This window comes from Streptomyces sp. 12E (assembly GCF_055633275.1).
The window spans coordinates 2,360,329-2,382,925 of record NZ_JBVNCJ010000001.1 but is presented as its reverse complement, the minus strand read 5'-3'; the positions used below and the strand labels follow the sequence as shown (position 1 = coordinate 2,382,925).

22 protein-coding genes are annotated in these 22,597 nt (G+C 71.3%); 10 read left to right on the top strand and 12 right to left on the bottom strand.

The window, feature by feature from the left end:
• Positions 1-21: 21 nt before the first annotated feature.
• Together ACZ8ZB_RS11220 and ACZ8ZB_RS11215 are read right to left on the bottom strand one after the other, a co-directional pair.
• Positions 22-318 carry a DUF397 domain-containing protein gene (locus ACZ8ZB_RS11220; RefSeq protein ID WP_470737567.1) on the bottom strand — a complete coding sequence of 99 codons (297 nt, stop codon included), beginning with the start codon at positions 316-318 and terminating at the stop codon, positions 22-24.
• Entirely contained in the window at positions 300-1,133 is an 834-nt protein-coding gene (locus ACZ8ZB_RS11215) for a helix-turn-helix domain-containing protein (RefSeq protein ID WP_470737566.1), read from the bottom strand. The genes ACZ8ZB_RS11220 and ACZ8ZB_RS11215 overlap by 19 nt, the downstream gene beginning before the upstream one ends.
• 115 nt (positions 1,134-1,248) lie before the next feature.
• Between ACZ8ZB_RS11215 and ACZ8ZB_RS11210 the strand changes: the two genes are divergently transcribed.
• From ACZ8ZB_RS11210 to ACZ8ZB_RS11185, 6 genes are all read left to right on the top strand, one after another.
• Positions 1,249-1,458: a hypothetical protein gene (locus tag ACZ8ZB_RS11210; RefSeq protein WP_470737565.1), complete on the top strand. Its 210-nt coding sequence runs from the start codon at positions 1,249-1,251 to the stop codon at positions 1,456-1,458.
• A complete protein-coding gene (locus ACZ8ZB_RS11205; RefSeq protein WP_470737564.1) occupies positions 1,455-1,670 on the top strand; it encodes a hypothetical protein in 216 nt (71 codons plus the stop codon). The genes ACZ8ZB_RS11210 and ACZ8ZB_RS11205 overlap by 4 nt, the downstream gene beginning before the upstream one ends.
• A gap of 6 nt (positions 1,671-1,676) precedes the next feature.
• Positions 1,677-1,982, top strand: a complete 306-nt coding sequence (locus ACZ8ZB_RS11200) for an SDR family NAD(P)-dependent oxidoreductase (RefSeq protein ID WP_470737563.1) — start codon at positions 1,677-1,679, stop codon at positions 1,980-1,982.
• A gap of 54 nt (positions 1,983-2,036) precedes the next feature.
• A complete protein-coding gene (gene recO / locus ACZ8ZB_RS11195; protein WP_470737562.1) occupies positions 2,037-2,783 on the top strand; it encodes a DNA repair protein RecO in 747 nt (248 codons plus the stop codon).
• 21 nt (positions 2,784-2,804) lie between these two features.
• Entirely contained in the window at positions 2,805-3,656 is an 852-nt protein-coding gene (locus ACZ8ZB_RS11190) for an isoprenyl transferase (RefSeq protein WP_470737561.1), read from the top strand.
• A 486-nt stretch (positions 3,657-4,142) separates the two neighbouring features.
• Positions 4,143-4,532 (top strand): hypothetical protein, encoded by a 390-nt coding sequence (locus ACZ8ZB_RS11185; protein ID WP_470737560.1) that lies wholly within the window; start codon positions 4,143-4,145, stop codon positions 4,530-4,532.
• Positions 4,533-4,696: 164 nt separating this feature from the next.
• Here the strand turns inward: ACZ8ZB_RS11185 and ACZ8ZB_RS11180 are convergent, their stop codons facing one another.
• The 4 genes from ACZ8ZB_RS11180 to ACZ8ZB_RS11165 all read right to left on the bottom strand — a co-directional run bounded on the left by ACZ8ZB_RS11180 (position 4,697) and on the right by ACZ8ZB_RS11165 (position 7,891).
• Positions 4,697-5,116: a Fur family transcriptional regulator gene (locus ACZ8ZB_RS11180; protein WP_470737559.1), complete on the bottom strand. Its 420-nt coding sequence runs from the start codon at positions 5,114-5,116 to the stop codon at positions 4,697-4,699.
• A gap of 62 nt (positions 5,117-5,178) precedes the next feature.
• Positions 5,179-6,081, bottom strand: coding sequence for a metal ABC transporter permease (locus tag ACZ8ZB_RS11175; protein ID WP_470737558.1), 903 nt, complete (start codon positions 6,079-6,081; stop codon positions 5,179-5,181).
• Positions 6,081-6,848, bottom strand: coding sequence for a metal ABC transporter ATP-binding protein (locus ACZ8ZB_RS11170; RefSeq protein WP_470737557.1), 768 nt, complete (start codon positions 6,846-6,848; stop codon positions 6,081-6,083). The genes ACZ8ZB_RS11175 and ACZ8ZB_RS11170 overlap by 1 nt, the downstream gene beginning before the upstream one ends.
• A 23-nt stretch (positions 6,849-6,871) precedes the next feature.
• Positions 6,872-7,891 (bottom strand): metal ABC transporter substrate-binding protein, encoded by a 1,020-nt coding sequence (locus ACZ8ZB_RS11165; RefSeq protein WP_470737556.1) that lies wholly within the window; start codon positions 7,889-7,891, stop codon positions 6,872-6,874.
• A gap of 161 nt (positions 7,892-8,052) precedes the next feature.
• On the opposite strand from ACZ8ZB_RS11165, the gene ACZ8ZB_RS11160 reads away from it, so the two are divergent.
• Positions 8,053-9,435: a glycine--tRNA ligase gene (locus ACZ8ZB_RS11160; RefSeq protein ID WP_470737555.1), complete on the top strand. Its 1,383-nt coding sequence runs from the start codon at positions 8,053-8,055 to the stop codon at positions 9,433-9,435.
• A 41-nt stretch (positions 9,436-9,476) separates the two neighbouring features.
• On the opposite strand, the gene ACZ8ZB_RS11155 is transcribed toward ACZ8ZB_RS11160, so the two are convergent.
• Complete coding sequence (locus ACZ8ZB_RS11155; RefSeq protein ID WP_470737554.1) at positions 9,477-9,719, bottom strand: hypothetical protein; 243 nt, start codon at positions 9,717-9,719, stop codon at positions 9,477-9,479.
• Between the two features lie 98 nt (positions 9,720-9,817).
• Complete coding sequence (locus ACZ8ZB_RS11150; RefSeq protein ID WP_470737553.1) at positions 9,818-11,263, bottom strand: MFS transporter; 1,446 nt, start codon at positions 11,261-11,263, stop codon at positions 9,818-9,820.
• Between the two features lie 89 nt (positions 11,264-11,352).
• Here ACZ8ZB_RS11150 and dusB point away from each other — a divergent pair, with 89 nt between their 5' ends.
• On the top strand, positions 11,353-12,537 hold the full coding sequence (gene dusB / locus ACZ8ZB_RS11145) for a tRNA dihydrouridine synthase DusB (protein ID WP_470737552.1): 1,185 nt from the start codon (positions 11,353-11,355) through the stop codon (positions 12,535-12,537).
• On the opposite strand, the gene ACZ8ZB_RS11140 is transcribed toward dusB, so the two are convergent.
• On the bottom strand, positions 12,538-14,214 hold the full coding sequence (locus ACZ8ZB_RS11140; RefSeq protein WP_470737551.1) for an alkaline phosphatase family protein: 1,677 nt from the start codon (positions 14,212-14,214) through the stop codon (positions 12,538-12,540).
• A gap of 484 nt (positions 14,215-14,698) precedes the next feature.
• Here ACZ8ZB_RS11140 and ppdK point away from each other — a divergent pair, with 484 nt between their 5' ends.
• Positions 14,699-17,434 (top strand): pyruvate, phosphate dikinase, encoded by a 2,736-nt coding sequence (ppdK, locus tag ACZ8ZB_RS11135; RefSeq protein ID WP_470737550.1) that lies wholly within the window; start codon positions 14,699-14,701, stop codon positions 17,432-17,434.
• 227 nt (positions 17,435-17,661) lie between these two features.
• Positions 17,662-18,285 (top strand): hypothetical protein, encoded by a 624-nt coding sequence (locus tag ACZ8ZB_RS11130; protein WP_470737549.1) that lies wholly within the window; start codon positions 17,662-17,664, stop codon positions 18,283-18,285.
• A 79-nt stretch (positions 18,286-18,364) separates the two neighbouring features.
• Here the strand turns inward: ACZ8ZB_RS11130 and nirD are convergent, their stop codons facing one another.
• From nirD to ACZ8ZB_RS11115, 3 genes are read right to left on the bottom strand one after another with little or no spacing between them, the layout of a single operon-like run.
• The gene (nirD, locus tag ACZ8ZB_RS11125) at positions 18,365-18,715 is read right to left on the bottom strand and encodes a nitrite reductase small subunit NirD (RefSeq protein ID WP_470737548.1); all 351 of its coding nucleotides are present in this window, start codon (positions 18,713-18,715) and stop codon (positions 18,365-18,367) included.
• Complete coding sequence (nirB, locus tag ACZ8ZB_RS11120; RefSeq protein WP_470737547.1) at positions 18,712-21,318, bottom strand: nitrite reductase large subunit NirB; 2,607 nt, start codon at positions 21,316-21,318, stop codon at positions 18,712-18,714. The genes nirD and nirB overlap by 4 nt, the downstream gene beginning before the upstream one ends.
• On the bottom strand, positions 21,318-22,535 hold the full coding sequence (locus tag ACZ8ZB_RS11115; RefSeq protein WP_470737546.1) for an NAD(P)/FAD-dependent oxidoreductase: 1,218 nt from the start codon (positions 22,533-22,535) through the stop codon (positions 21,318-21,320). Before ACZ8ZB_RS11115 ends, nirB begins: the two co-directional genes overlap by 1 nt.
• Positions 22,536-22,597 lie beyond the last annotated feature (62 nt).

Sequence of the window (22,597 nt, the reverse complement as noted above, 5' to 3'; positions counted from 1 at the left end):
CGGCCGTGTTGCTGCGGGGGTTTACCCCAGGGCGCGCTCGCCGGTGGCCCCGACGGCGCGTATGAAGTCCGTCCAGGCGGCCGACCCGACGACGACCACCGGTCCGTCGGCCAGCTTGCTGTCCCGGACGGGTACGACGCCGGAGAGTCCGTCGGCGACCTCGACGCACTCGCCTCCGTTGCCGTCGCTGTAGGAACTCCTGCGCCAGTGGGCCGCGCCGGGGAAGTAGTGGGCGACCTCGACGCAATCCTCGCCGCCGTCGCCGCCGCTGTACGTGCTCTTGCGCCAGCGGGCGTTGCTCAGGTCGAACTCGCGCATCGTCTGAAGTCCTCCGCTGCCGACTCGATCAGAGGCAGGGACGCCTCCGGCGACAGCGCGGCGGCCCTGATGTGATCGTAGGACGCCCGGACTCGCTTCACCAGCGCCGGTTCGTCCAGCAGGCTTCCCGAAAGCACGCCTTCTGTATAGACGGTCGGCGGTGCGTCCTCGAACTCCATGAGCTTCATCTGCTTGCCCATGGCGGGGTGCGCTCCTGCGGAGAACGGGAGCACTTGGAGCAGCACCTTGCGCTGACGCGCCATGGCCGCGAGGTGGTCCAGTTGGTGCGCCATGATCGTCGGTCCGCCCACGGGGACGCGCAGCACCGTCTCGTGCAGTACCACCCAATACACGGGCCGTGCAGCGTCCTTGAGGACCCGTGTCCGCTCCATGCGCCCCTTGATCAGTTCCTCGATGTACTCGTCGGCGGCGAACGGGTTGCCCGCCAGGAACATCGCCTGCGCGTACTCACGTGTTTGCAGCAGCCCAGGAACCACGGTCGGCGCGTACTCGCAGATTTCCGTCGCCAGTCGCTCCAGTTCGGCGGCGTGTGCAAAGTACTCCGTATAGCTCTGGTCCTTGATGAGCTTGCGCCACAGCCGCTCGAAAATACCGTCGGTTTGCAGCGTGTCGTCGATCCGCTGGGCCACGTCCAATTGCGGCTTGCGAATCGCCTGTTCGAACTGGCCGATGTAGCCGCCGGACACGAACACCCGCGCACCCAGTTCCACCTGCGTGAACCCCGCGTCCTCGCGCCGCCGCTTCAGTTCCGCGCCGAAGAACTCCCACGCCGCCTGACGTGAACCATTGGCCATAACCAATCCCCTTGTGCTGACTCGCACTTGTAGAGCAAGACCCCCTCCCGAGGGTAGGGACGGAAGGTCACCCTCGGGGTACGAAGAGTGAAAGCCGAAAAGGAAGGGGAACAGCGTGAAGGCACAGCACTCGGCGCTCTGCGTCGAAGAAGCGGAGGATGTGGTGAAGGAATTGCGGGCGGCGTTCGAGAAGGCCGGAATTTCCCTGCCGTCACTGGGGCTGGACCCGGTGAGTCTCGCGCGGGAGGCGCCCTGTCCGCTCGTGGAACTGGGGCGGTGTTCCGTGGAGACCGCGCGGCGGATCGCGGCGGCGGTGGTGCGGTGAAGTTGCCCGTCGGCGCGCATGTCGTGGACACCCGGACCGAGCGGGTCGGCGTGGTCATGGGGCATGAGGGGCCCTACGTCCAGCTGAGGCCGTACGGCGGCGGCCGGGAGTGGGACGCCGACCCCGGTGCCGTACGGCGCGCGACCCCGGCCGAGCGCCTGCGCGCGGCGACCGCCTACGTCAATGCGCGCAGCCGGGGGGAACTCCCCTGACGCGGGGTGACGGGACCGGTACGCACCGAGACGCTCCCCGTCTCCCGGACCTGGGCCAACGAGCTCAAGGGGCGGGGCGTCCGGGGCGACGCCATCACGCCCGGCCCGACCGGCACCCCCGGCCTGACGGGGCTCGCCCCCGACGCGGAACAGGCCGAGGGCCTCAAGCGGGACATGGCCGCGAAGGTGCCGCTGGGCCGGCTCGGACGTCCGGAGGAGATCGCCGCCGCCGTGGCCTTCCTCGCCTCCGGGCAGAGCAGCTTCGTGACCGGGTCGAGCCTGTACGTCGACGGCGGCCTGAACCAGATCTGAGACCCCGGGCGGACGGGCGTCGGGGGCGCCGTCCGCGTACGGGAGAATGGATCCATGAGCCTGTTCCGCGACGACGGCATCGTGCTGCGCACCCAGAAGCTGGGTGAGGCGGACCGGATCATCACCCTGCTCACGCGCGGTCACGGGCGGGTACGCGCGGTGGCGAGGGGCGTGCGCCGGACGAAGTCGAAGTTCGGCGCGCGCCTCGAACCGTTCTCGCACGTGGACGTGCAGTTCTTCTCCAGGGGGAGCGAGCTGATCGGCCGCGGTCTGCCCCTGTGCACGCAGAGCGAGACGATAGCGCCGTACGGCGGCGGGATCGTCACGGACTACGCGCGGTACACCGCGGGCACCGCCATGCTGGAGACCGCCGAGCGGTTCACCGACCACGAGGGCGAGCCGGCGGTGCAGCAGTACCTGCTGCTGGTCGGGGCCCTGCGGACACTCGCCCGGGGTGAGCACGCCCCGCACCTCGTCCTCGACGCCTTCCTGCTGCGCTCCCTCGCCGTCAACGGGTACGCGCCCAGCTTCACCGACTGCGCGAAGTGCGGCATGCCCGGGCCGAACCGGTTCTTCTCGGTCGCGTCCGGCGGTTCCGTCTGCGCCGACTGCCGGGTGCCCGGCAGCGTCGTACCCTCACCGCAGGCCCTCGGACTCCTCGGCGCGCTGCTTGCGGGAGACTGGGAGACCGCGGACGCGTGCGAGGCGCGGTACGTCCGGGAGGGGAGCGGGCTGGTGTCCGCCTACCTGCACTGGCACCTGGAGCGCGGACTGCGCTCGCTGAGGTACGTCGAGAAGTAAGCACGAGGAGACGAGAGACACATGGCCGTACGCGGGTTCCTGGGGCGTCAGCGCCGGGAGTACAGGACGCCGGAACCGCACCCGTCCGGCGCGCGGCCTCCGAAGCTTCCCGGGGAACTGATCCCGAAGCACGTGGCGATCGTCATGGACGGCAACGGGCGGTGGGCGAAGGCGCGGGGGCTGCCGCGCACCGAGGGGCACAAGGTCGGCGCCGAGCGGGTGCTGGACGTGCTCCAGGGCGGGATCGAGATGGGGGTCGGCGCGATCTCGCTGTACGCCTTCTCCACCGAGAACTGGAAGCGCTCGCCGGACGAGGTGCGCTTCCTGATGAACTTCAACCGGGACTTCATCCGCAAGTCCCGCGACCAGCTCGACGAGCTGGGGGTCCGGGTGCGGTGGGTCGGGCGGATGCCCAAGCTGTGGAAGTCGGTGGCCAAGGAGCTGCAGGTCGCCCAGGAGCAGACGAAGGACAACGACCGGCTGACGCTGTACTTCTGCATGAACTACGGCGGGCGGGCGGAGATCGCGGACGCGGCGCAGGCGCTGGCGGAGGACGTGCGGGCCGGGCGGCTCGACCCGTCGAAGGTCGACGAGAAGACGCTGCAGCGGTACATGTACTACCCGGACATGCCGGACGTGGACCTCTTCCTGCGGCCCAGCGGTGAGCAGCGCACCTCCAACTACCTCCTCTGGCAGAGCGCCTACGCCGAGATGGTCTTCCAGGACGTGCTCTGGCCCGACTTCGACCGCCGCGACCTGTGGCGGGCCTGCGTCGAGTACGCCTCCCGCGACCGCCGCTTCGGCGGCGCCGTCCCCAACGAGGAACTGGCCGCCATGGAGGCGGCGATGAAGGGCCGCGCGACGGAGTCCTGACGGCCGGCCGGTCCGCCGCCCGCGTCCGCCGGAGCGTTGTTTCGGGCGGGCGTGACGCCCGCTCCCTGCCAATCTCGTCGGCAGGGAGCCCCGGTGGGCTCGGGAGGCGTCAACAGGCTTGCCGGGGAGGGGAGCAGGGGGGCACCCCCGGGGAGGGGCCAGGGCCTCCCGCGACGGCCCCGGCCGCCGGCCCGGTGCGGTCAAATGGACCCGATCACCAGTGGCTTGTGTGCTCCGGCAACCATCCGGCGCCACGCCGGACGAAACCCTCAGGTGCTTGACCGTTCATCGTTCAGCCTGGCCCGGAGCCATCTTTTGCACTCGGGGAAGAGCTGCGCAATGGTGGAAAACGAGGGTCGTCCGAGGCCCGGGGGACGGGACGGCAGGCCGAAGCCGAGTCCTCCCGGTGCGATCCTCGCACCCCTTCGTCATCCACGCTTGGAGGCTGTCATGGCCGTTCGCTTCACGAACGCGAGGAAGAGGAAGATGTCCAAGGGAGCCATGGCGAGCGTGTTCGCGCTGGCACTGGCCTTCCCGGTGGCCGGTGCCACGGCAGCCTCGGCCAACCCGCAGAACCCGACGGTGGTCCTCAGGGGAACCGTCAGCTGCGCCAGCTTCGGCGACCAGTTCGTGCCGACCTCACTGTCGGTCCAGTCGACCCGGGCGTCCAACAGCACGGCGATCAACGCGGCCACGCCCCGGGCCCTCTACTCGCAGCTGTCCCTCAACCCGGTGAGCGCGGGTGCGGGCGACAACGCGACCGCCACGCTCACGTGCACGAGCACCGAGGACGGACTGGAGGAGACCAAGGTGGTGAACTTCCAGCTGACCCGTCCGGCGGGTGCCGGCGTCACCAAGGTCCTGAACGTCCTCTGACCGGAGCGGACCGGACCGACCCGGTTCTCGGACGGCGGTGACCTCGGTGTGACGGGCGTGAGCCGTGACCGCACGGCGCACGCCCCCGCCGACCGTCCGAGGGCCTGTCCGCACGCGACCCGTCGGGCGCTTGACGCTCCCGGAGCCGGAAGGCGGCGAAGGGCTCAGCCCTTCGCCGCCCCCGCGCACTCCGCGCACGTGCCGAAGATTTCCACCGTGTGGGCCACGTTGACGTAGCCGTGTTCCGCCGCGATGGCCTCCGCCCACTTCTCCACCGCCGGGCCCTCCACCTCCACCGCCTTGCCGCAGCTGCGGCAGACCAGGTGGTGGTGGTGGTCGCCGGTGGAACAGCGGCGGTAGACGGACTCGCCGTCGGCGGTGCGCAGGACGTCGACCTCGCCGGCGTCGGCGAGGGACTGGAGCGTGCGGTAGACCGTGGTGAGCCCGACCGAGTCGCCCTTGTGCTTGAGCATGTCGTGGAGTTCCTGCGCGCTGCGGAACTCGTCGACCTCCTGGAGGCAAGCCGCCACCGCGGCGCGCTGCCGGGTGGAGCGGCCCTTCACGGGTGGTCCTGCGGTCGTCACCGGATTGCCTCCTCACATCTGGCCTATGCCCGGGCCATTGTGCCAGTCCGGGCGGAGGGCGGTCAGGCGCCGACCTCGTCGGCGGCCTTGCGGCCGGCCGGAACGGCGCACTCGGCGGGGTCGCCGCCGGGTCGGGCCGCGGCCAGCGCCCGGGCGCGGCGGCGGGCCAGCGGGGCGGCCAGCGCGGTCAGCGCGATGAACGCGGCGATGGTCAGCAGCACGATCGTCGCGCCGGGCGGCACGTCCTGGTAGTACGAGGTGACCGTGCCGCCGATGGTCACGCTCACGCCGATCGCGACGGCGACGGCGAAGGTCGCGGCGAAACTGCGGGTGAGCTGCTGGGCCGCCGCGACGGGCACCACCATGAGCGCGCTCACCAGCAGCAGGCCGACCACGCGCATCGCGACGGAGACCGTGACCGCGGCCGTGACCGCCGTGAGCAGGTTGAGGAACCGCACCGGCAGGCCCGTCACACGGGCGAACTCCTCGTCCTGGCTGACCGCGAACAGCTGCCGGCGCAGACCGACGGTGATCAGGACGACGAACGCGGCCAGCAGGCAGATCGCGGTGACGTCGGACTCGGAGACCGTGGACAGGGAGCCGAAGAGGAACGAGGAGAGGTTGGTGGTGGAGCCGCCGGGGGCGAGGTTGATGAACATGACGCCGCCGGCCATGCCGCCGTAGAAGAGCATCGCGAGGGCGATGTCGCCGCGGGTCCTGGCGTACCAGCGGACCAGTTCCATGAAGACGGCGCCGAGGACGGAGACGAGCGTCGCCATCCAGATCGGGGACCAGCTGAGCAGGAAGCCGAGGCCGACGCCGGTCATGGCCACGTGGCCGATGCCGTCGCCCATGAGGGCCTGGCGGCGCTGGACCAGGTAGATGCCGACGGCGGGGGCGGTGATGCCGACCAGGACGGCGGCGAGCAGGGCCCGCTGCATGAAGGCGTAGTCGAGGATCTCCATCAGCTCAGCAGTCCCGTGCGGATCGGTTCGGCGCCCGCGGGCGCGTGCGGGTGGACGTGGTCGTGGCCGGGCAGCGCGTGCTGGCCGACGGCCTTCGGGGGCGGGCCGTCGTGCAGGACGCAGCCGTCGCGGAGGACGACCGCCCGGTCGATCAGGGGCTCCAGCGGGCCCAGTTCGTGCAGGACGAGGAGGACCGTGGCGCCCCGGGCCACCTGGCCCTTCAGCGTCTCGGCGAGGACCTCCTGGCTGGCCAGGTCGACGCCCGCCATCGGCTCGTCCATGATCAGCAGTTCGGGGGCGGCGGCGAGGGCGCGGGCGATCAGGACCCGCTGGTGCTGGCCGCCGGAGAGGGCGTCGACGGAGTCCTTGGCGCGGTCCGCCATGCCGACGAGGTCCAGGGCGTGGCGCACGGCCTCGTGGTCGGCCCTGCGGAAGAGGCCGAAGCGGGTGCGGGCCAGGCGGCCCGAGGAGACGACCTCGGTGACCGTGGCGGGCACGCCGCCGGCGGCGGTGGTGCGCTGCGGGACGTAGCCCACGCGCGCCCAGTCGCGGAACCGGCGCCGCGGGGTGCCGAACAGCTCGATCTCCCCGGCGCTGACCGGTACCTGGCCGATGACGCTGCGCACGGCCGTCGACTTGCCGGAGCCGTTGGCGCCGAGCAGGGCGACGACCTCGCCGCGGCGCACGGCGAGGTCGATGCCGCGCAGGACGGGGCGCGAGCCCAGCTCGGCGCGGACGCCGTGCAGGGAGATGACGGGCTCGGTCATGCCGTCCTCCGGTGGTTCGTGGGTCACTTGGTTCCCAGGGCCGTCTGCAGGGCCTTGAGGTTGGCTTCCATGACCTGGAAGTAGTCGTCGCCGCGGGAGGCGTCGGTGATGCCCTCGAGCGGGTCGAGGACGTCCGTCCTGAGCCCGGTGTCGCCGGCGAGGGTCTTGGCGGTCTTGTCGCTGACGAGGGTCTCGTAGAAGACGGTGGTGACGCCGTCGGCCTTCGCCGTCTTCTGGAGTTCCTTCACGCGCGCCGCGCTGGGCTCGGACTCGGGGTCCAGGCCGCTGATGGCCTCCTCGGTCAGGCCGTAGCGCTCGGCGAGGTAGCCGAAGGCGGAGTGCGTGGTGATGAAGACGCTGTTCTTCCGGTCCGCGAGGCCGGTCTCGAACTTCTCGTCGAGGTCGTTCAGCTTGCCGACCAGGGCCGCGGTGTTCTTCCGGTAGTCGGCGGCGTGGTCCGGATCGGCCTTCTCGAAGGCCTTGCCGACGCCCTCGGCCACCTCGGCGTACTTGACCGGGTCGAGCCAGACGTGGGGGTCCTTGCCGCCCTCGTGCTCGTGGCCGTGCTCCTCCTCGGCGTGGCCGTGCTCCTCCTCGGCGTGGTCGTGGCCGTGCTCCTCCTCGGCGTGCTCCTCCTCGTGTTCGTGCCCGCCGGCCTCGGCGCCGTGCTCCTCCAGGGTCGTCAGGGTCGCCGCGTCGATCTTCGTGGCGACCGGGGACTGGCCGATGGCCTCGTCGACGGTGGGCTGGAGGCCCTTGAGGTAGAGCGCCGCGTCGGACTCCTCGAGCTGCGCGGTCTGCTTGGCGCTGATCTCCAGGTCGTGCGGCTCCTGGCCGGGCTCGGTGAGACTGGTGACGCTGACGTGCTCGCCGCCGATCTGCTCGGCGAGGAAGGCCATCGGGTAGAACGAGGCGACGACGTCGAACTTGTCGGTGTTGCCCTCGGCGGCGCTGTCGGAGGAGCAGGCGGTCAGGGTGCCGAGACCGAGGGCGGTGGCCGCGGCCAGCGCGGCCGTGGATATGTAGTGTCGTCGTACGTTCATGACTCTCATTTTCAACAAATATGGAAACCGTTGTCAACAAAGCACGTGGGGGCGCTGTAAGGGGCACCGAATTGGTCGCGGGGCAGGCCGCGCCGGTAGCCTGAGGGCTTCGCTGGAAGCAATCTCGCTTCGTCGCCCGTCGTCGTAATGAAGAGAGCACCGTGGCCGCCGACAAGATCGACACCATCGTCAGCCTGAGCAAGCGCCGTGGCTTCGTATTCCCCTGCAGTGAGATCTACGGCGGCCAGCGTGCCGCCTGGGATTATGGACCGCTGGGTGTCGAGCTCAAGGAGAACCTGAAGCGCCAGTGGTGGCGCTACATGGTCACCTCGCGCGAGGACGTGGTCGGCATCGACTCGTCCGTGATCCTGGCCCCGGACGTGTGGGTGGCGTCCGGCCACGTCGCGACCTTCACGGACCCGCTGACCGAGTGCACCTCCTGCCACAAGCGGTTCCGCGCGGACCACCTGGAGGAGGCCTACGAGGAGAAGAAGGGCCGCGCCCCGGAGAACGGCCTCGCCGACCTCAGCTGCCCCAACTGCGGCAACAAGGGCACCTTCACCGAGCCCAAGCAGTTCTCGGGCCTGCTCTCCACCCACCTCGGCCCGACGCAGGACTCCGGCTCCATCGCCTACCTGCGCCCCGAGACCGCCCAGGGCATCTTCACCAACTTCGCCCAGGTGCAGACCGCTTCGCGCAAGAAGCCGCCGTTCGGCATCGCCCAGATGGGCAAGTCCTTCCGCAACGAGATCACGCCCGGCAACTTCATCTTCCGCACCCGCGAGTTCGAGCAGATGGAGATGGAGTTCTTCGTCAAGCCGGGCGAGGACGAGAAGTGGCAGGAGTACTGGATGGAGCAGCGCTGGAACTGGTACACCGGTCTCGGCCTGCGCGAGGAGAACATGCGGTGGTACGAGCACCCGAAGGAGAAGCTCTCCCACTACTCCAAGCGCACCGCTGACATCGAGTACCGCTTCCAGTTCGGCGGCAGCGAGTGGGGCGAGCTGGAGGGCGTCGCCAACCGCACCGACTACGACCTCGGCGCCCACTCCAAGGCCTCCGGCCAGGACCTCGCCTACTACGACCAGGAGGCCGGCGAGCGCTGGACGCCGTACGTCATCGAGCCGGCGGCCGGTGTCGGCCGGGCGATGCTCGCCTTCCTGCTCGACGCCTACGTCGAGGACGAGGCGCCCAACGCCAAGGGCAAGATGGAGAAGCGGACCGTGCTGCGGCTCGACCACCGCCTCGCCCCGGTGAAGGTGGCCGTGCTCCCGCTGTCCCGCAACGCCGAGCTGTCGCCGAAGGCGAAGGGGCTGGCGCAGGCGCTGCGGCAGAACTGGAACATCGAGTTCGACGACGCCGGCGCCATCGGCCGCCGCTACCGCCGCCAGGACGAGATCGGTACGCCGTTCTGCGTCACCGTCGACTTCGACACGCTGGACGACAACGCGGTGACCGTGCGCGAGCGCGACACCATGAAGCAGGAGCGCGTCTCCCTCGACCAGATCGAGGGGTACCTGGCGGCCCGTCTGATCGGCGCCTAGTCGCTTCGCGGGCCCTGCCGAGGCCCCCGGTACCGGACCGTTCAGTGGTCCGGTACCGGGGGCCTCGCGTTCGGCACCCGCCGGTTCGACGGGTCCACCGTCGCCTGGTGCGCCCGTGTCAGGTGCTCCTGTGCCTTGAGCCACGGCAGGAACCGGGCGCCGCTGCGCCAGCCGCAGGTGGCACACCGGATCGTCCGCTGTATGCCGCTGCGTTGGACGTGGACGACGTACTCGCGGCCGTGCAGGTCCCAGCGGCTGACCTTGCTCGTGTCGATCTGCGGCATGGCTCCTCCGGAGGCCGGGGACGGTGGTAGCCGTTCTACTGCCCCGCGTTCGGCGCCGGCAGTCGTGCGGGCGCGCCCGCGGACGGCGGACAGCGGTCTCAGGCGCTCACGCCCGCGTTCCGGCGCATCTCCGTCGACTCCAGGCGTTCTGCCGTGCGTTCGGCGGTCCCGCGGGCCCAGCGGCCCGATGTCAGCGCGCCCACGGCCAGCACCGCGAGGCCGCACCCCGCGAGGATCCACCAGCCCGGCCGCGCCGCCGTCACGAACGTCTGCGCGTACGACGACGAGCCCACCCCCGCCGCCAGCACCGCGCCGATCACCGCCACCCCCAGCGCCTGGCCAAGCTGCCGGCTGGTGGAGGCGACCGCCGAGGCCACCCCCGCCTGGGCGGTCGGCATGCCGGAGACGGCCGTGTTCGTGATCGGGGCGTTGACGAAGCCGAAGCCGACGCCGAACAGGACGTAGCCGAGGAAGAGGGTCGGGTTCGACGTCTCGGCCTCGAAGAGGGCGAAGAGGAGTCCGCTCACCGTCATCGCGGTCCCCGCGATCAGCAGCGGCAGGCGCGGACCCCGGCTGCCGACCAGCCGGCCGGAGAGCGGGGCGCACAGGAAGGTCGGGACGGCCATCGGGAGCATCCACAGCCCCGCGTCCAGGGCGCTCAGGCCCCGTACGTTCTGCAGGTACAGCGTGGACAGGAACAGGAAGCCGCCGAGCGCGGCGAACGCGCTCACGGCTGTCACCGTGGCCCCGCTGAACGGAGCGGAGCGGAAGAAGCGCAGGTCGATGAGGGGATCGCGGCGGCGGGACTCGTAGCGCAGCAGGGCGAGCAGGGCGATCAGCGCGACGGCGGCGAAGGGGGCGGTCACGGAGAGGGATGCGTGCGGGGCCTCGATGATCGCGTACGTCAGGGAGCCGAACAGGACGATCACCAGGAGCTGGCCGACCGGGTCCGGTCGGCGGGCCTTCGGGGCGCGGGACTCCGGGACGAAGCGCCGGGTGAGCAGCAGCGCGGCCAGGCCCACCGGCAGGTTGATCCAGAAGATGGAGCGCCAGCCGACCGACTCCACCAGCAGCCCGCCGACCAGCGGTCCCGCGGCCATCGAGATGCCGACGACCGCGCCCCACGCGCCGATCGCGCGGGCCTGCTCGCGGGGGTCGGTGAAGGTGTTGGTGATGATCGACATGGCGACCGGGTTGAGCATCGAGCCGCCCACCGCCTGCACCGCCCGGAACACGACCAGCCAGGACAGGTCCGGGGCCAGGGAGCACAGCACCGAGCCGAGGGTGAAGACCACCAGGCCCGTCATGAACACCCGTCTGCGGCCGATCCGGTCGGCCGTGGAGCCCGCGAGCATCAGCAGGGAGGCCAGGACGAGCGTGTACGCGTCGATGGTCCACTGCAGACCCGGGGTACTCGCGTGGAAGTCCCTCTGGAGGGCGGGCAGGGCGACGTTGAGGACCGTGTTGTCCAGGCTCACGATCAGCAGACTCATGCAGCAGATCGCGAGCACCAGCACGCGTCGGCCGTGGTTGAGCTCGGGCATGGGCGCCATCGTACGCGCATTTCGATAGTGCGGTTAACTAATGACCGTTACACGTTCTTCGTGCACCGACGTACCGGGTGCCCCTCGGCATGCGGGACAATGGGGGAATGTCCACGCCCACGCCCACCCTGAACGCGGCCCCGAACACGACCCTGCGCATCGGCCCGCACGCGGTCCTGCCGCCCGTCGTGCTCGCTCCCATGGCCGGGATCACCAACGCGCCCTTCCGCACCCTGTGCCGGGAGTTCAGCGGCGGCAAGGGCCTGTTCGTCAGCGAGATGATCACCACCCGGGCGCTGGTCGAACGCAACGACAAGACCATGCAGCTGATCAGGTTCGACGCGAGCGAGAAGCCGCGCTCCATCCAGCTGTACGGCGTCGACCCGGCGACCGTCGGCAAGGCCGTCCGCATGATCGCGGAGGAGGACCTCGCCGACCACATCGACCTCAACTTCGGCTGCCCGGTCCCCAAGGTGACCCGCAAGGGCGGCGGCTCGGCCCTCCCGTACAAGCGGAACCTGCTGCGCGCCATCCTGCGCGAGGCGGTCGGCGGGGCCGGGGACCTGCCGGTGACGATGAAGATGCGCAAGGGCATCGACGACGACCACCTGACCTACCTGGACGCCGGCCGGATCGCGGTGGAGGAGGGCGTGAGGGCCATCGCGCTGCACGGCCGCACCGCCGCCCAGCACTACGGCGGCACCGCCGACTGGGACGCCATCGCCCGGCTGAAGGAGCACGTCCCGGAGATCCCGGTGCTCGGCAACGGCGACATCTGGTCGGCCCGGGACGCGCTGCGGATGGTGCGCGAGACCGGCTGCGACGGGGTGGTCGTGGGCCGGGGCTGTCTGGGCCGGCCGTGGCTGTTCGCGGACCTGGTCGCGGCCTTCGAGGGGCGGACGGACGCCTATGTGCGGCCCACCCTGCGCGAGGTCGCCGACGTCATGGTCCGGCACGCCACCCTGCTGGGGGAGTGGATCGGCGACGAGTCGCGCGGGGTGATCGACTTCCGCAAGCACGTGGCCTGGTACCTGAAGGGCTTCGCGGTCGGCTCCGCGATGCGGGGGCGGCTCGCGATCACCTCCTCGCTTCAGGAGCTGCGGGCCGGGCTCGACGAACTGGACCTCGACCAGCCCTGGCCGGTCGGCGCCGACGGGCCCCGCGGCCGCACGTCCGGCAACAACCGGGTGGTGCTGCCGGACGGCTGGCTGAAGGACCCGTACGACTGCGCGGGCGTCGGCGAGGAGGCGGAACTGGACACCTCCGGCGGCTGATCAGTCCTCGGTGGGGTGCGGGACGGAGCCGTAGGCCGTCAGGAAGCGGTCGCGGAACGCGCTCATCCTCCACACGGGCGCGTCCCGCGCCGGGCGGAGGCCCTCCGTCCAGTTCCAGGCGTCGATCTTCTCCAGCACCTCCGGGTCCTTGGCGACGACCGACACCGGCACGTCCCGGCCCGCGTTCCTGCCGCTGACGCGGCTGATGGGCTGGTGGTCGCCGAGGAAGACGAGGACGGTGTCGTCGGTGCCGTAGCGCTCCAGCCACTGGGTGAGGCTGGTGAGCGAGTACTCGATCGACCTGCCGTACTCCCGCCGGGACGCGGTGGAGTCGGCCATGACGTCGGACGTCTTCCTGCCCGCCTTCTCGATGGCGTCGAAGACCGAGCCGTCGCCGAGCTCGTCCCAGCCGACCAGTTCCGGGATCGGCGCCCAGGGCTGGTGGCTGGAGGTGAGGATGACCTCCGCCATCAACGGCCGGTCGCGCTCGCGGCCGTGCTCCAGCCGCTGGAAGGCCTCCAGGGCGTACTGGTCCGGCATGGTCGACCAGCTGAACTTCGGCCCCTCGTAGCCGAGGTCGAAGGCGTCGTAGACCTTGTCGAGGCCGTGCCACTCCGCCTCCGGCCAGGCCTTCTGCACGCCCGGCATGACCCCGACGGTGTCCCAGGCGCCGGTCTTGCGGAACGCCTTGGTGAGGGTGAGGTGGTCGCCGGAGGTGACGGTGCGGTAGCGCTGCTGGTTGTCGATCCACAGGCCGGACAGGGTGGTGGAGTGGCCGAGCCAGCTGTTGCCGCCGTACGTCGCCGAGGTGAGCCAGCCGCTGCGGGCGTGGTAGCCGGCCTTCGTGAGCGCGGCGGCGCGGGTGTCGAGGGTGTGGACGACGCCGGGGGCGATCAGCGGGTTCTCGAGGGCGGTACGGCCGTAGCTCTCGATGAAGGCGAGGACGACGTCCTTGCCGCGCAGGTCCGGGACGAGCCGGCCGGGGGGAGTGGCGCCGAAGGCGTCCGTCCGCGCCTCCTTCGCGAACGCCGCCTCGTCGCGCAGGGTGTCCACCACGCGCCGCGTCTGCCCCGTCAGGGCGTCCACGGCGGGGCCGGAGGCGACCGGCGCGCCGGAGACCTGGACCCCGAGCGCCGCGCAGGCGACCCACACCGTCCCCGCGATCAGCGCGCCCGGGGTGGCGTGGACGCGGTGCCGGGCCAGCAGGTTGCCGAGCCGGACGGTGGCCAGCGCCATCACGGCCACGAGGAGCAGGACGAGGACGACCGCGCCGACGGCGGCGGCGGTCGCGGTCGCGGAGCCCATCGAGTCCGCGACGTAGCTCTGGGCGTCGTCGAGCAGCCCCCAGTCGAGTACGACGTCGAAGCCGCGGCCCAGGTATTCGGTGAACCCGATGTCCAGCAGGTTCAGCACGGTCAGGACGCCGACGCACGCCCCGTACAGCGCCGCCACGGCGATCCGCGGCCGGCGGGGCAGGGCGAGCAGCAGGACGGCCCCGGCGATCGCCTCCGCCGGTATCCGCGCGAACCGGTCGGGCCGCAGCCCCAGGGCGGTGTTCGGCAGCAGCAGGGCGCCGACCACGAGGGCGGCGGCGAGGACGTGCAGCGTCCGGCGCAGGACGAGGGCGGCGACGGGGTGCGCGTCGCGCGCGTCGCGCAGGTGTGTGAAGACAGGCAACCCGGAGGTCCCTTCGGTACCGAGCCCAGTGGGAGGCGGACCCGGCGTGGGGGTCCGGGTCCGCCGCCGTTCCGTACGAGCGGTGGGGACGGTCCGTTCATCCGGTCCGCATGGTGGAATCCGGCTCACTGTGGCAGCGTGATTCTCGCCACCCTTGATAAGGGTTCCGCTCAGATGAGCGGATCATGGGCGGCTGCACTTCTCAAAGGACGGCACTCAGTGCCATCCCCCGATCGTTCATCGAGCGAAATCAGACGTGGCGATTGTCGCTCACATGAGCGACTGGAGGAGGGGGGAGAAGGGTCGTGCGTTCAAGAGGTGAAAACATTCGGCCACTCCGGCTTGCCGCGCTTTGACTTTCGATCCGCTGGCGGAGGAGTGGTTACAGGCGCATGACGCACAAGTGGACGTACCCAGAAGCCTTTGATCTGGGTACATTCCTCGACGTCAGGGCAGCCACCGCGTCCTCGAGGAGTCGAGACCCGTGTCGGAAAACAAAGATCCCCACGCAGCGAAGTTCGTTTACGACTTCACCGAGGGCAACAAGGACCTGAAGGACCTGCTCGGCGGCAAGGGCGCCAACCTCGCCGAGATGACCAACCTGGGCCTTCCCGTCCCGCCCGGCTTCACCATCACCACCGAGGCCTGCAAGACCTACCTCGACAGCGGCGAGGAGCCGGCGGCACTGCGTGACGAGGTGAGTGCGCACCTCGACGCCCTCGAGGCGACCATGGGCAAGAAGCTCGGCCAGGCCGACGACCCCCTCCTCGTGTCGGTCCGCTCCGGGGCCAAGTTCTCCATGCCGGGCATGATGGACACCGTCCTCAACATCGGTCTCTCCGACAAGTCCGTGCAGGGCCTCGCCCGGCAGGCCGGCGACGAGCGGTTCGCGTGGGACTCCTACCGGCGCCTCATCCAGATGTTCGGCAAGACCGTCCTCGGCGTCGACGGCGAGCTGTTCGAGGACGCGCTGGACGCGGCGAAGGCGGCCAGGAAGGTCACCGTCGACACCGAGCTGGAGGCCGCCGACCTCAAGAAGCTCGTCACCAAGTTCAAGAAGATCGTCAAGGCCGAGACCGGCCGGGACTTCCCGCAGGACCCGCGCGAGCAGATGGACCTCGCCATCAAGGCCGTCTTCGACTCCTGGAACGGCGACCGCGCCAAGCTCTACCGCCGCCAGGAGCGCATCCCGCACGACCTCGGCACCGCCGTCAACGTCTGCTCCATGGTCTTCGGCAACCTCGGCCCCGACTCCGGCACCGGCGTCGCCTTCACCCGCGACCCCGCCTCCGGACACCAGGGCGTCTACGGCGACTACCTGCAGAACGCGCAGGGCGAGGACGTGGTCGCGGGCATCCGCAACACCGTGCCGCTCGCCGAGCTGGAGTCGATCGACAAGAAGTCGTACGACCAGCTCATGCAGATCATGGAGACCCTGGAGAACCACTACAAGGACCTCTGCGACATCGAGTTCACCATCGAGCGCGGCCAGCTCTGGATGCTCCAGACCCGTGTCGGCAAGCGCACCGCGGGCGCCGCCTTCCGCATCGCCACGCAGCTGGTGGACCAGGGCCTGATCGACGAGGCCGAGGCGCTGACCCGCGTCAACGGCGCCCAGCTCGCCCAGCTGATGTTCCCCCGCTTCGACGACGAGTACGCCCGCGGCGGGGAAGGGGTGGAGCAGGTCGGCCGCGGCATCGCCGCCTCTCCGGGCGCGGCGGTCGGCAAGGCGGTCTTCGACTCGTACACCGCCGTGAAGTGGTCCCGCTCCGGCGAGAAGGTCATCCTGATCCGCCGCGAGACCAACCCCGACGACCTGGACGGCATGATCGCCGCCGAGGGCATCCTCACCTCGCGCGGCGGCAAGACCTCCCACGCGGCCGTGGTCGCGCGCGGCATGGGCAAGACCTGTGTCTGCGGCGCGGAGGAGCTGGAGGTCGACACCAAGCGCCGCCGGATGACCGTGCCCGGCGGGCGGGTCGTGGAGGAGGGCGACGTCGTCTCCATCGACGGCTCGTCCGGCAAGGTCTACCTGGGCGAGGTCCCGGTCGTCCCCTCCCCGGTCGTCGAGTACTTCGAGGGTCGGATGCACCCGGGCGCCGACGACGCCGACGAACTGGTCGAGGCCGTGCACCGGATGATGGCCTTCGCCGACCGCAAGCGCCGGCTGCGGGTGCGGGCCAACGCCGACAACGCCGAGGACGCGCTGCGCGCCCGCCGCTTCGGCGCCCAGGGCATCGGCCTGTGCCGCACCGAGCACATGTTCCTCGGCGACCGCCGCGAGCTGGTCGAACGCCTGATCCTGGCCGACACCGAGGCCGAGCGCGAGGAATCCCTCAAGGCCCTGCTCCCGCTCCAGAAGCGGGACTTCGTGGAGCTCTTCGAGGCGATGGACGGCCTCCCGGTCACCATCCGCCTGCTCGACCCGCCGCTGCACGAGTTCCTGCCCGACATCACCGAACTGTCGGTCCGCGTCGCCCTCGCCGAGTCCCGGCAGGAGCCGCACGAGAACGAACTGCGCCTGCTCCAGGCCGTGCACCGGCTGCACGAGCAGAACCCGATGCTGGGCCTGCGCGGCGTCCGTCTCGGCCTCGTCATCCCGGGCCTGTTCACCATGCAGGTGCGGGCCATCGCGGAGGCGGCGGCCGAGCGCCGGGCGGCCAAGTGCGACCCGCGCGCGGAGATCATGATCCCGCTGGTCGGCACGGTCCAGGAGCTGGAGATCGTCCGCGAGGAGGCCGACCAGGTCATCGCCGAGGTCGAGCAGACCACCGGCACCAGGCTGAAGCTCGCCATCGGCACGATGATCGAACTGCCGCGCGCCGCGCTGACCGCCGGCCAGATCGCCGAGGCGGCGGAGTTCTTCTCCTTCGGCACCAACGACCTCACCCAGACGGTGTGGGGCTTCTCCCGCGACGACGTGGAGGCCTCCTTCTTCACGGCCTACCTGGAGAAGGGCATCTTCGGGGTGTCGCCGTTCGAGACGATCGACAAGGACGGCGTGGGCTCGCTGGTCGCCGCCGCCGCGAAGGCCGGCCGCGCCACCCGCCCCGACCTGAAACTCGGCGTCTGCGGCGAGCACGGCGGCGACCCGGAGTCGGTCCACTTCTTCCACGGGGTCGGCCTGGACTACGTCTCCTGCTCCCCGTTCCGCATCCCGGTCGCCCGCCTGGAAGCCGGCCGCGCGGCCGTCACCTCCACGGGCAGCGACCACCGTTAGCCCTCACGGGGCGAGTCGAGCCCCGGAGCCGTCGTCTGTCACCCGACCACCCTCACCGATCGGCGACGGCTCCGGACCACGAAAGAGAGGGCGGCACCCGTGCGGGGGTGCCGCCCTCTCGCGTGTGTAGTGTCCTCCGCCGGGACTTACGGACCGCTACGGCGGGGAACACGGGGGACGCGGTGCCGTTTCGGATACGCAGGAGCGGCATCAGGCCGTCGAGCGCCATGGGCGGACACGCCGTCGACCCCTGGCGGTCGTTCCGGCGCACGGTCGGGGCGGTGCTCTTCGGGTGGGCCGCCGCGGCCGTCACCGCGGGGGCGTCCTACCTGGCGTTGCGGTGGGTGTGGGTGCCCATCGCCGTGGGGGTCCCGCTGTTTCTCGCGTTCGCCCTGTTCCTGATGCTGCTTCATCGCGCGGGGTGGATCGCCCTGCTGTCCTTCGTGCCGGGCCTGTTCATCCTCGTCGGAGCCGTCCAGTACGCGCCCGAGGCGGCGTTGGAGGTGCGCGGGGTGCGGGAGAGCGTGACGATCGTGGTGGACAGCGCGGACGAGACGGGCGGCGACAATCACCGGTTCACGCTGCGCACGGCGGACGGGGAGGAACTGGAGGAGCGGCTCACCCACAACGGTGACGGCTCGGGTCTGGAGGTGGGGGACCGGCTCGACGTCCTCCGCGACCCGGAAGGCGCGGCGCCCATGGAGCAGGCGGACAGGGTGGACGCCGCGGGGCGGCTGAACGGTCTGGTCGGCGGGCTCGTGGCGTGGACGCTGATGGCGGTCCTCGCCGGGCGGCGCGGGCACGTGCGGCGCCGGCGGGGGAGGACCGACTCCCTGCTGCTGTCCCTGTAGGCCGGGGAGCCGGTCTTCGCGCGGTACTGCCTCAGCGGGCGTCGTCGCGGCGCTTGCGGACCCGGCAGGCCGCGGCCGGTTACGCCGCCTTCACCTCGTACGCCGTCACCCGCACCGCCTCGTCGTCCAGGCACCGGCCCGACTCCAGGTCGAAGCGCTGCTTCAGGAGCGGGGAGGCGACGAAGGGGCGGCCCCGGTGGGTGCCGGTCAGGCCGCGGGAGAGGACCGCCGCGCCGGTGAAGGGGTCGCGGTTGTCGATGGCGTAGAGGCGGCCGGTGCGGTCGGCGAAGAGGGCGGCCTGGCGGCCGTCGGGGAGGAGGACGGCCACTCCGCGGCCCGGGAGCAGCGCGCTCAGGTCGCAGGCCGTGAACCAGTCGTCGGCGAGGCGGAGCCGGACCTTCAGATCGGTGGTCTCGAGTGCCAGGGTCATCGCGTGACGCTTCCTTCCAGGATCTCGTCGGCGGGTCGCAGGCCGATGTTCAGCAGCGGCAGGTCGGGCTTCATCTGGTCGCGCTCGGGGACGAAGGCGACCACCGGGTCGGGGGTGTCGGGGGCGTTCACGAAGGACACGAAGCGGGCCAGCTTCTCCGGGTCGTTGATGGTCTCGGCCCACTCGTCGCGGTAGTGCGCGACGTGGGCGGCCATCAGCGCCTCCAGTTCGTCGCAGATGCCGAGCGAGTCGTGGACGACGACGTCCCGTACGTGGTCCAGGCCGCCGGGGATGCGGTCCAGCCACACGCTGGTGCGCTCCAGGCGGTCGGCGGTGCGGATGTAGAACATCAGGAACCGGTCGACCAGGCGGATCAGTTCGGCGTCCGAGAGGTCCTGCGCGAGCAGGTCGGCGTGGCGCGGGGTGGCGCCGCCGTTGCCGCCGACGTAGAGGTTCCAGCCGTTCGCCGTGGCGATGACGCCGAAGTCCTTCGACTGGGCCTCGGCGCACTCGCGCTGGCATCCGGAGACCGCGGACTTGAGCTTGTGGGGGGAGCGCAGGCCCCGGTAGCGCAGCTCCAGGTCGATCGCCATGCGGACGGAGTCCTGGACCCCGTAGCGGCACCAGGTCTGCCCGACGCAGGACTTCACCGTGCGCAGCGACTTGCCGTAGGCGTGGCCGGACTCGAAGCCGGCGTCGACCAGACGGGCCCAGATGACGGGCAGCTGTTCCACCCGCGCGCCGAACATGTCGATGCGCTGGCCGCCGGTGATCTTCGTGTAGAGGCCGAAGTCGCGGGCGATCTCGCCGATCACGATCAGCTTCTCCGGGGCGATCTCACCGCCGGGGATGCGGGGCACGACCGAGTACGAGCCGTTCCTCTGCAGATTGGCCAGGAAGTGGTCGTTGGTGTCCTGCAGCGCCGCCTGCTCGCCGTCCAGGACGTGAGTGCTGGCGCCGATCGTCGGGGCGAGGGAGGCGATGATCGAGCCGACCGCCGGCTTGCAGACCTCGCAGCCGTCACCGCCCCGGGCGCCTTGGCGGCCGTGCCGGTCGAGCAGCTCCCGGTAGGAGGTGACGCGCAGGGTGAGGACGATCTCGTACAGCTCCTCGCGGGTCTGCGAGAAGCAGGCGCACAGGCCCTTGTCGACCTCGACGCCGCTCGCCTCCAGCTCGGCGTTGATCAGCTGGCCGAGGACCTTGACGCAGCTGCCGCACGTCGTGCCGGCCTTGGTGCACTTCTTCACCTCGGGCACGGTGGTGCAGCGGTGCTCGGTGACCGCCTCGCGGATCGTGCCCTTGCGGACGTTGTTGCAGGAGCAGATGATCGCGTCGTCCGGCAGCGCCGACGGGCCGAGCTGGGCGGGCGCCCCGGCGCCGGCCGGCAGCACCAGCGACTCGGGCGGGACCGGCGGGACGGAGCCGGTGAAGGCCTTCAGCGTGCCGTACGCCTCCGCGTCGCCGACCAGGATGCCGCCGAGCAGCGTGCCGTCCCGGCCGACGACCAGCTTCTTGTACAGGCCGGCGCGGGAGTCGGAGTAGACGACGTCCAGGCAGTCGTCGGTGGTGCCGTGCGCGTCGCCGAAGGACGCCACGTCCACACCGAGCAGCTTCAGCTTGGTGGACAGGTCGGCGCCGGTGAACGCGGACTCGTCCTCGGCGATCGTCGCGGCGGCCGTCTCGGCCTGCTCGTAACCGGGCGCGACCAGGCCGTACACCCGGCCGTCGGCGGCCAGCGCGCACTCGCCGATCGCGAACACGCGCGGGTCGGCGACCGTGCGGCACTGCTCGTCGACCACGATGCCGCCGCGCTCGCCGACGGTCAGGCCCGAGGCGCGGGCCAGCTGGTCGCGGGGGCGGACACCGGCCGAGAACACCACCAGGTCGGTGGCGAGTTCGGAACCGTCCGACAGCCTCATCCCGGTGACCGCGCCGTCCTCGCCGACCACGATCTCCTGTGTGCCGACGCCGGTGTGGACGGACAGGCCCATCTCCTCGATGGTGCGCAGCAGCGCCGCGCCGCCGCCCTCGTCGACCTGGACGGGCATCAGCCGGGGCGCGAACTCCACGATGTGGGAGGTGAGTCCGAGACCCTTGAGCGCGCCCGCCGCCTCCAGGCCGAGCAGGCCGCCGCCGACCACGGCGCCGGTCGTCGACTTCTTCGCGTACTCCTCGATCGCGAGCAGGTCCTCGATCGTGCGGTAGACGAAACAGCCCTCGGCGTCCTTGTTCGGCACCGGCGGCACGAACGGGTAGGAGCCGGTGGCCAGGACCAGGACGTCGTAGCCGACGACCAGCCCGGAGCGGGCCGTCACCGTGCGCGCCGCACGGTCGACCGTCTCCGCCGGGTCGCCGACGTGCAGCTCGATGCCGTGCTCCTCGATGAACGCCGCGTCCGTCAGGGACAGGTCCTCGGGCGTCCTCCCCGAGAAGTACGAGGTGAGCTGGACCCGGTCGTACGCCGGGCGCGGCTCCTCGCACAGCACGACCACGCGGTGCGTGGCGGTCAGGCCGCGCCCGGCGAGCGCCTCGAGGAAGCGCTGGCCGACCATGCCGTGGCCGACGAGCACGATCGTGGGGGGTGCCTCCGGGGTGGCGGTCATCAGGAGCCTCCATCGTTGGTGAGCAGGTGGAGCAGGGGCCCGCCGGCGGACGGGAGCGGCTCTGCTCCCTCCCAGGCGCGCGCGAGGGCGCCGACGGTGCCGAGTTCGCCGACGAGGACCCCGCCGACCAGGCGGTCGTCGCGGACGACGACCTTGCGGTAGGTGCCCCGGGTGGCGTCGGCGAGCTGGACGACGTCGTCGCCCGGCAGCGCCTCGGTCTCGCCGAAGGCGGCCAGGTCGAAGGGGTTGTCAGGACCGGTGAGGGTGAGCCGGGTCAGGGAGCGGGTGCCGGTGTAGCGGGCGCCGGTGTCCCCGGCGAGCAGCGCGGCGAGCGCGTCGGCCTGTTCGAGGGCCGGGGCGGCCAGCCCGTACACCGTGCCGGCGTGCTGGACGCAGTCGCCGACGGCGTGGACGTACGGGTCGGAGGTGCGCAGCTCGTCGTCGACGACGACGCCCCTGCGGACCTCGAGACCCGCCGCCTGCGCGAGGCCGGTGCGCGGGCGCACCCCGCAGGCCAGGACCACGAGGTCGGCGTCGAGGGCGTAGCCGTCGGCCATCTCCACCGAGCGGACCGCGCCGCCGACGCAGCGCACGTCCCGCACCCGGCACTCGGTGTGCACCTCCACGCCGAGGCCGGTGAGGTGCCGCTCGACGAGCCGGGAGGCGGCCGGGTCCAGCTGGCGCTCCATGAGCCGCTCGGACTGCTGGGCGAGGACGACCTGTGCGCCGCGCACGGCGAGCGCGCGGGCCGCGGAGACCCCGAGCAGCCCGCCGCCGATCACCACCGTCCGCGCCCCGGGCCGTACCGCCCCGGCCAGGCCCAGGCAGTCGTCCAGGGTGCGGAACGCGTGCACGCCCTCGGGCAGCTCGTGGCCGGCGGTGAACAGGCCGCGCAGCGGCGGGAGCACGGGGTTGGAGCCGGTGGCCAGGACCAGCCTGCCGTATGCGGTCACCGTCCCGTCCGCGCAGGTGACGGTGCGTGCCGCGCGGTCGATGCCGGTGACCCGGGCGCGGGTCAGCTCCGCGGGCGCCGGCAGGGCGATCACCTCGGGGCTGTAGCGTCCGGCCAGCACCTCGGCGAGCAGCACCCTGTTGTACGGGCGGTGCTCCTCCTCGCCGATCAGCGTCACGGGCGTGCCGAGCTCGCCGAGCCGCCGGGCGAGCCGTACGCCCGCGAGGCCGGAGCCGATCACCACCACACGCTCGTTCGAGGTCATGCCCTTGAGCGTGCGGTGCGGGTGTTACCCGGTGGCATCACCCCTGTTTCCCGCGCGGAACG

Bases quoted from the DNA above. Each gene is read 5' to 3' on its own strand.
- ACZ8ZB_RS11220 (WP_470737567.1), bottom strand. From the start codon at position 318: ATGCGCGAGTTCGACCTGAGCAACGCCCGCTGGCGCAAGAGCACGTAC.
- ACZ8ZB_RS11215 (WP_470737566.1), bottom strand. From the start codon at position 1,133: ATGGCCAATGGTTCACGTCAGGCGGCGTGGGAGTTCTTCGGCGCGGAA.
- recO (WP_470737562.1), top strand. From the start codon at position 2,037: ATGAGCCTGTTCCGCGACGACGGCATCGTGCTGCGCACCCAGAAGCTG.
- ACZ8ZB_RS11190 (WP_470737561.1), top strand. From the start codon at position 2,805: ATGGCCGTACGCGGGTTCCTGGGGCGTCAGCGCCGGGAGTACAGGACG.
- ACZ8ZB_RS11185 (WP_470737560.1), top strand. From the start codon at position 4,143: ATGTCCAAGGGAGCCATGGCGAGCGTGTTCGCGCTGGCACTGGCCTTC.
- ACZ8ZB_RS11175 (WP_470737558.1), bottom strand. From the start codon at position 6,081: ATGGAGATCCTCGACTACGCCTTCATGCAGCGGGCCCTGCTCGCCGCC.
- ACZ8ZB_RS11170 (WP_470737557.1), bottom strand. From the start codon at position 6,848: ATGACCGAGCCCGTCATCTCCCTGCACGGCGTCCGCGCCGAGCTGGGC.
- ACZ8ZB_RS11165 (WP_470737556.1), bottom strand. From the start codon at position 7,891: ATGAACGTACGACGACACTACATATCCACGGCCGCGCTGGCCGCGGCC.
- ACZ8ZB_RS11155 (WP_470737554.1), bottom strand. From the start codon at position 9,719: ATGCCGCAGATCGACACGAGCAAGGTCAGCCGCTGGGACCTGCACGGC.
- ACZ8ZB_RS11150 (WP_470737553.1), bottom strand. From the start codon at position 11,263: ATGCCCGAGCTCAACCACGGCCGACGCGTGCTGGTGCTCGCGATCTGC.
- dusB (WP_470737552.1), top strand. From the start codon at position 11,353: ATGCGGGACAATGGGGGAATGTCCACGCCCACGCCCACCCTGAACGCG.
- ACZ8ZB_RS11130 (WP_470737549.1), top strand. From the start codon at position 17,662: ATGGGCGGACACGCCGTCGACCCCTGGCGGTCGTTCCGGCGCACGGTC.
- nirD (WP_470737548.1), bottom strand. From the start codon at position 18,715: ATGACCCTGGCACTCGAGACCACCGATCTGAAGGTCCGGCTCCGCCTC.
- nirB (WP_470737547.1), bottom strand. From the start codon at position 21,318: ATGACCGCCACCCCGGAGGCACCCCCCACGATCGTGCTCGTCGGCCAC.
- ACZ8ZB_RS11115 (WP_470737546.1), bottom strand. From the start codon at position 22,535: ATGACCTCGAACGAGCGTGTGGTGGTGATCGGCTCCGGCCTCGCGGGC.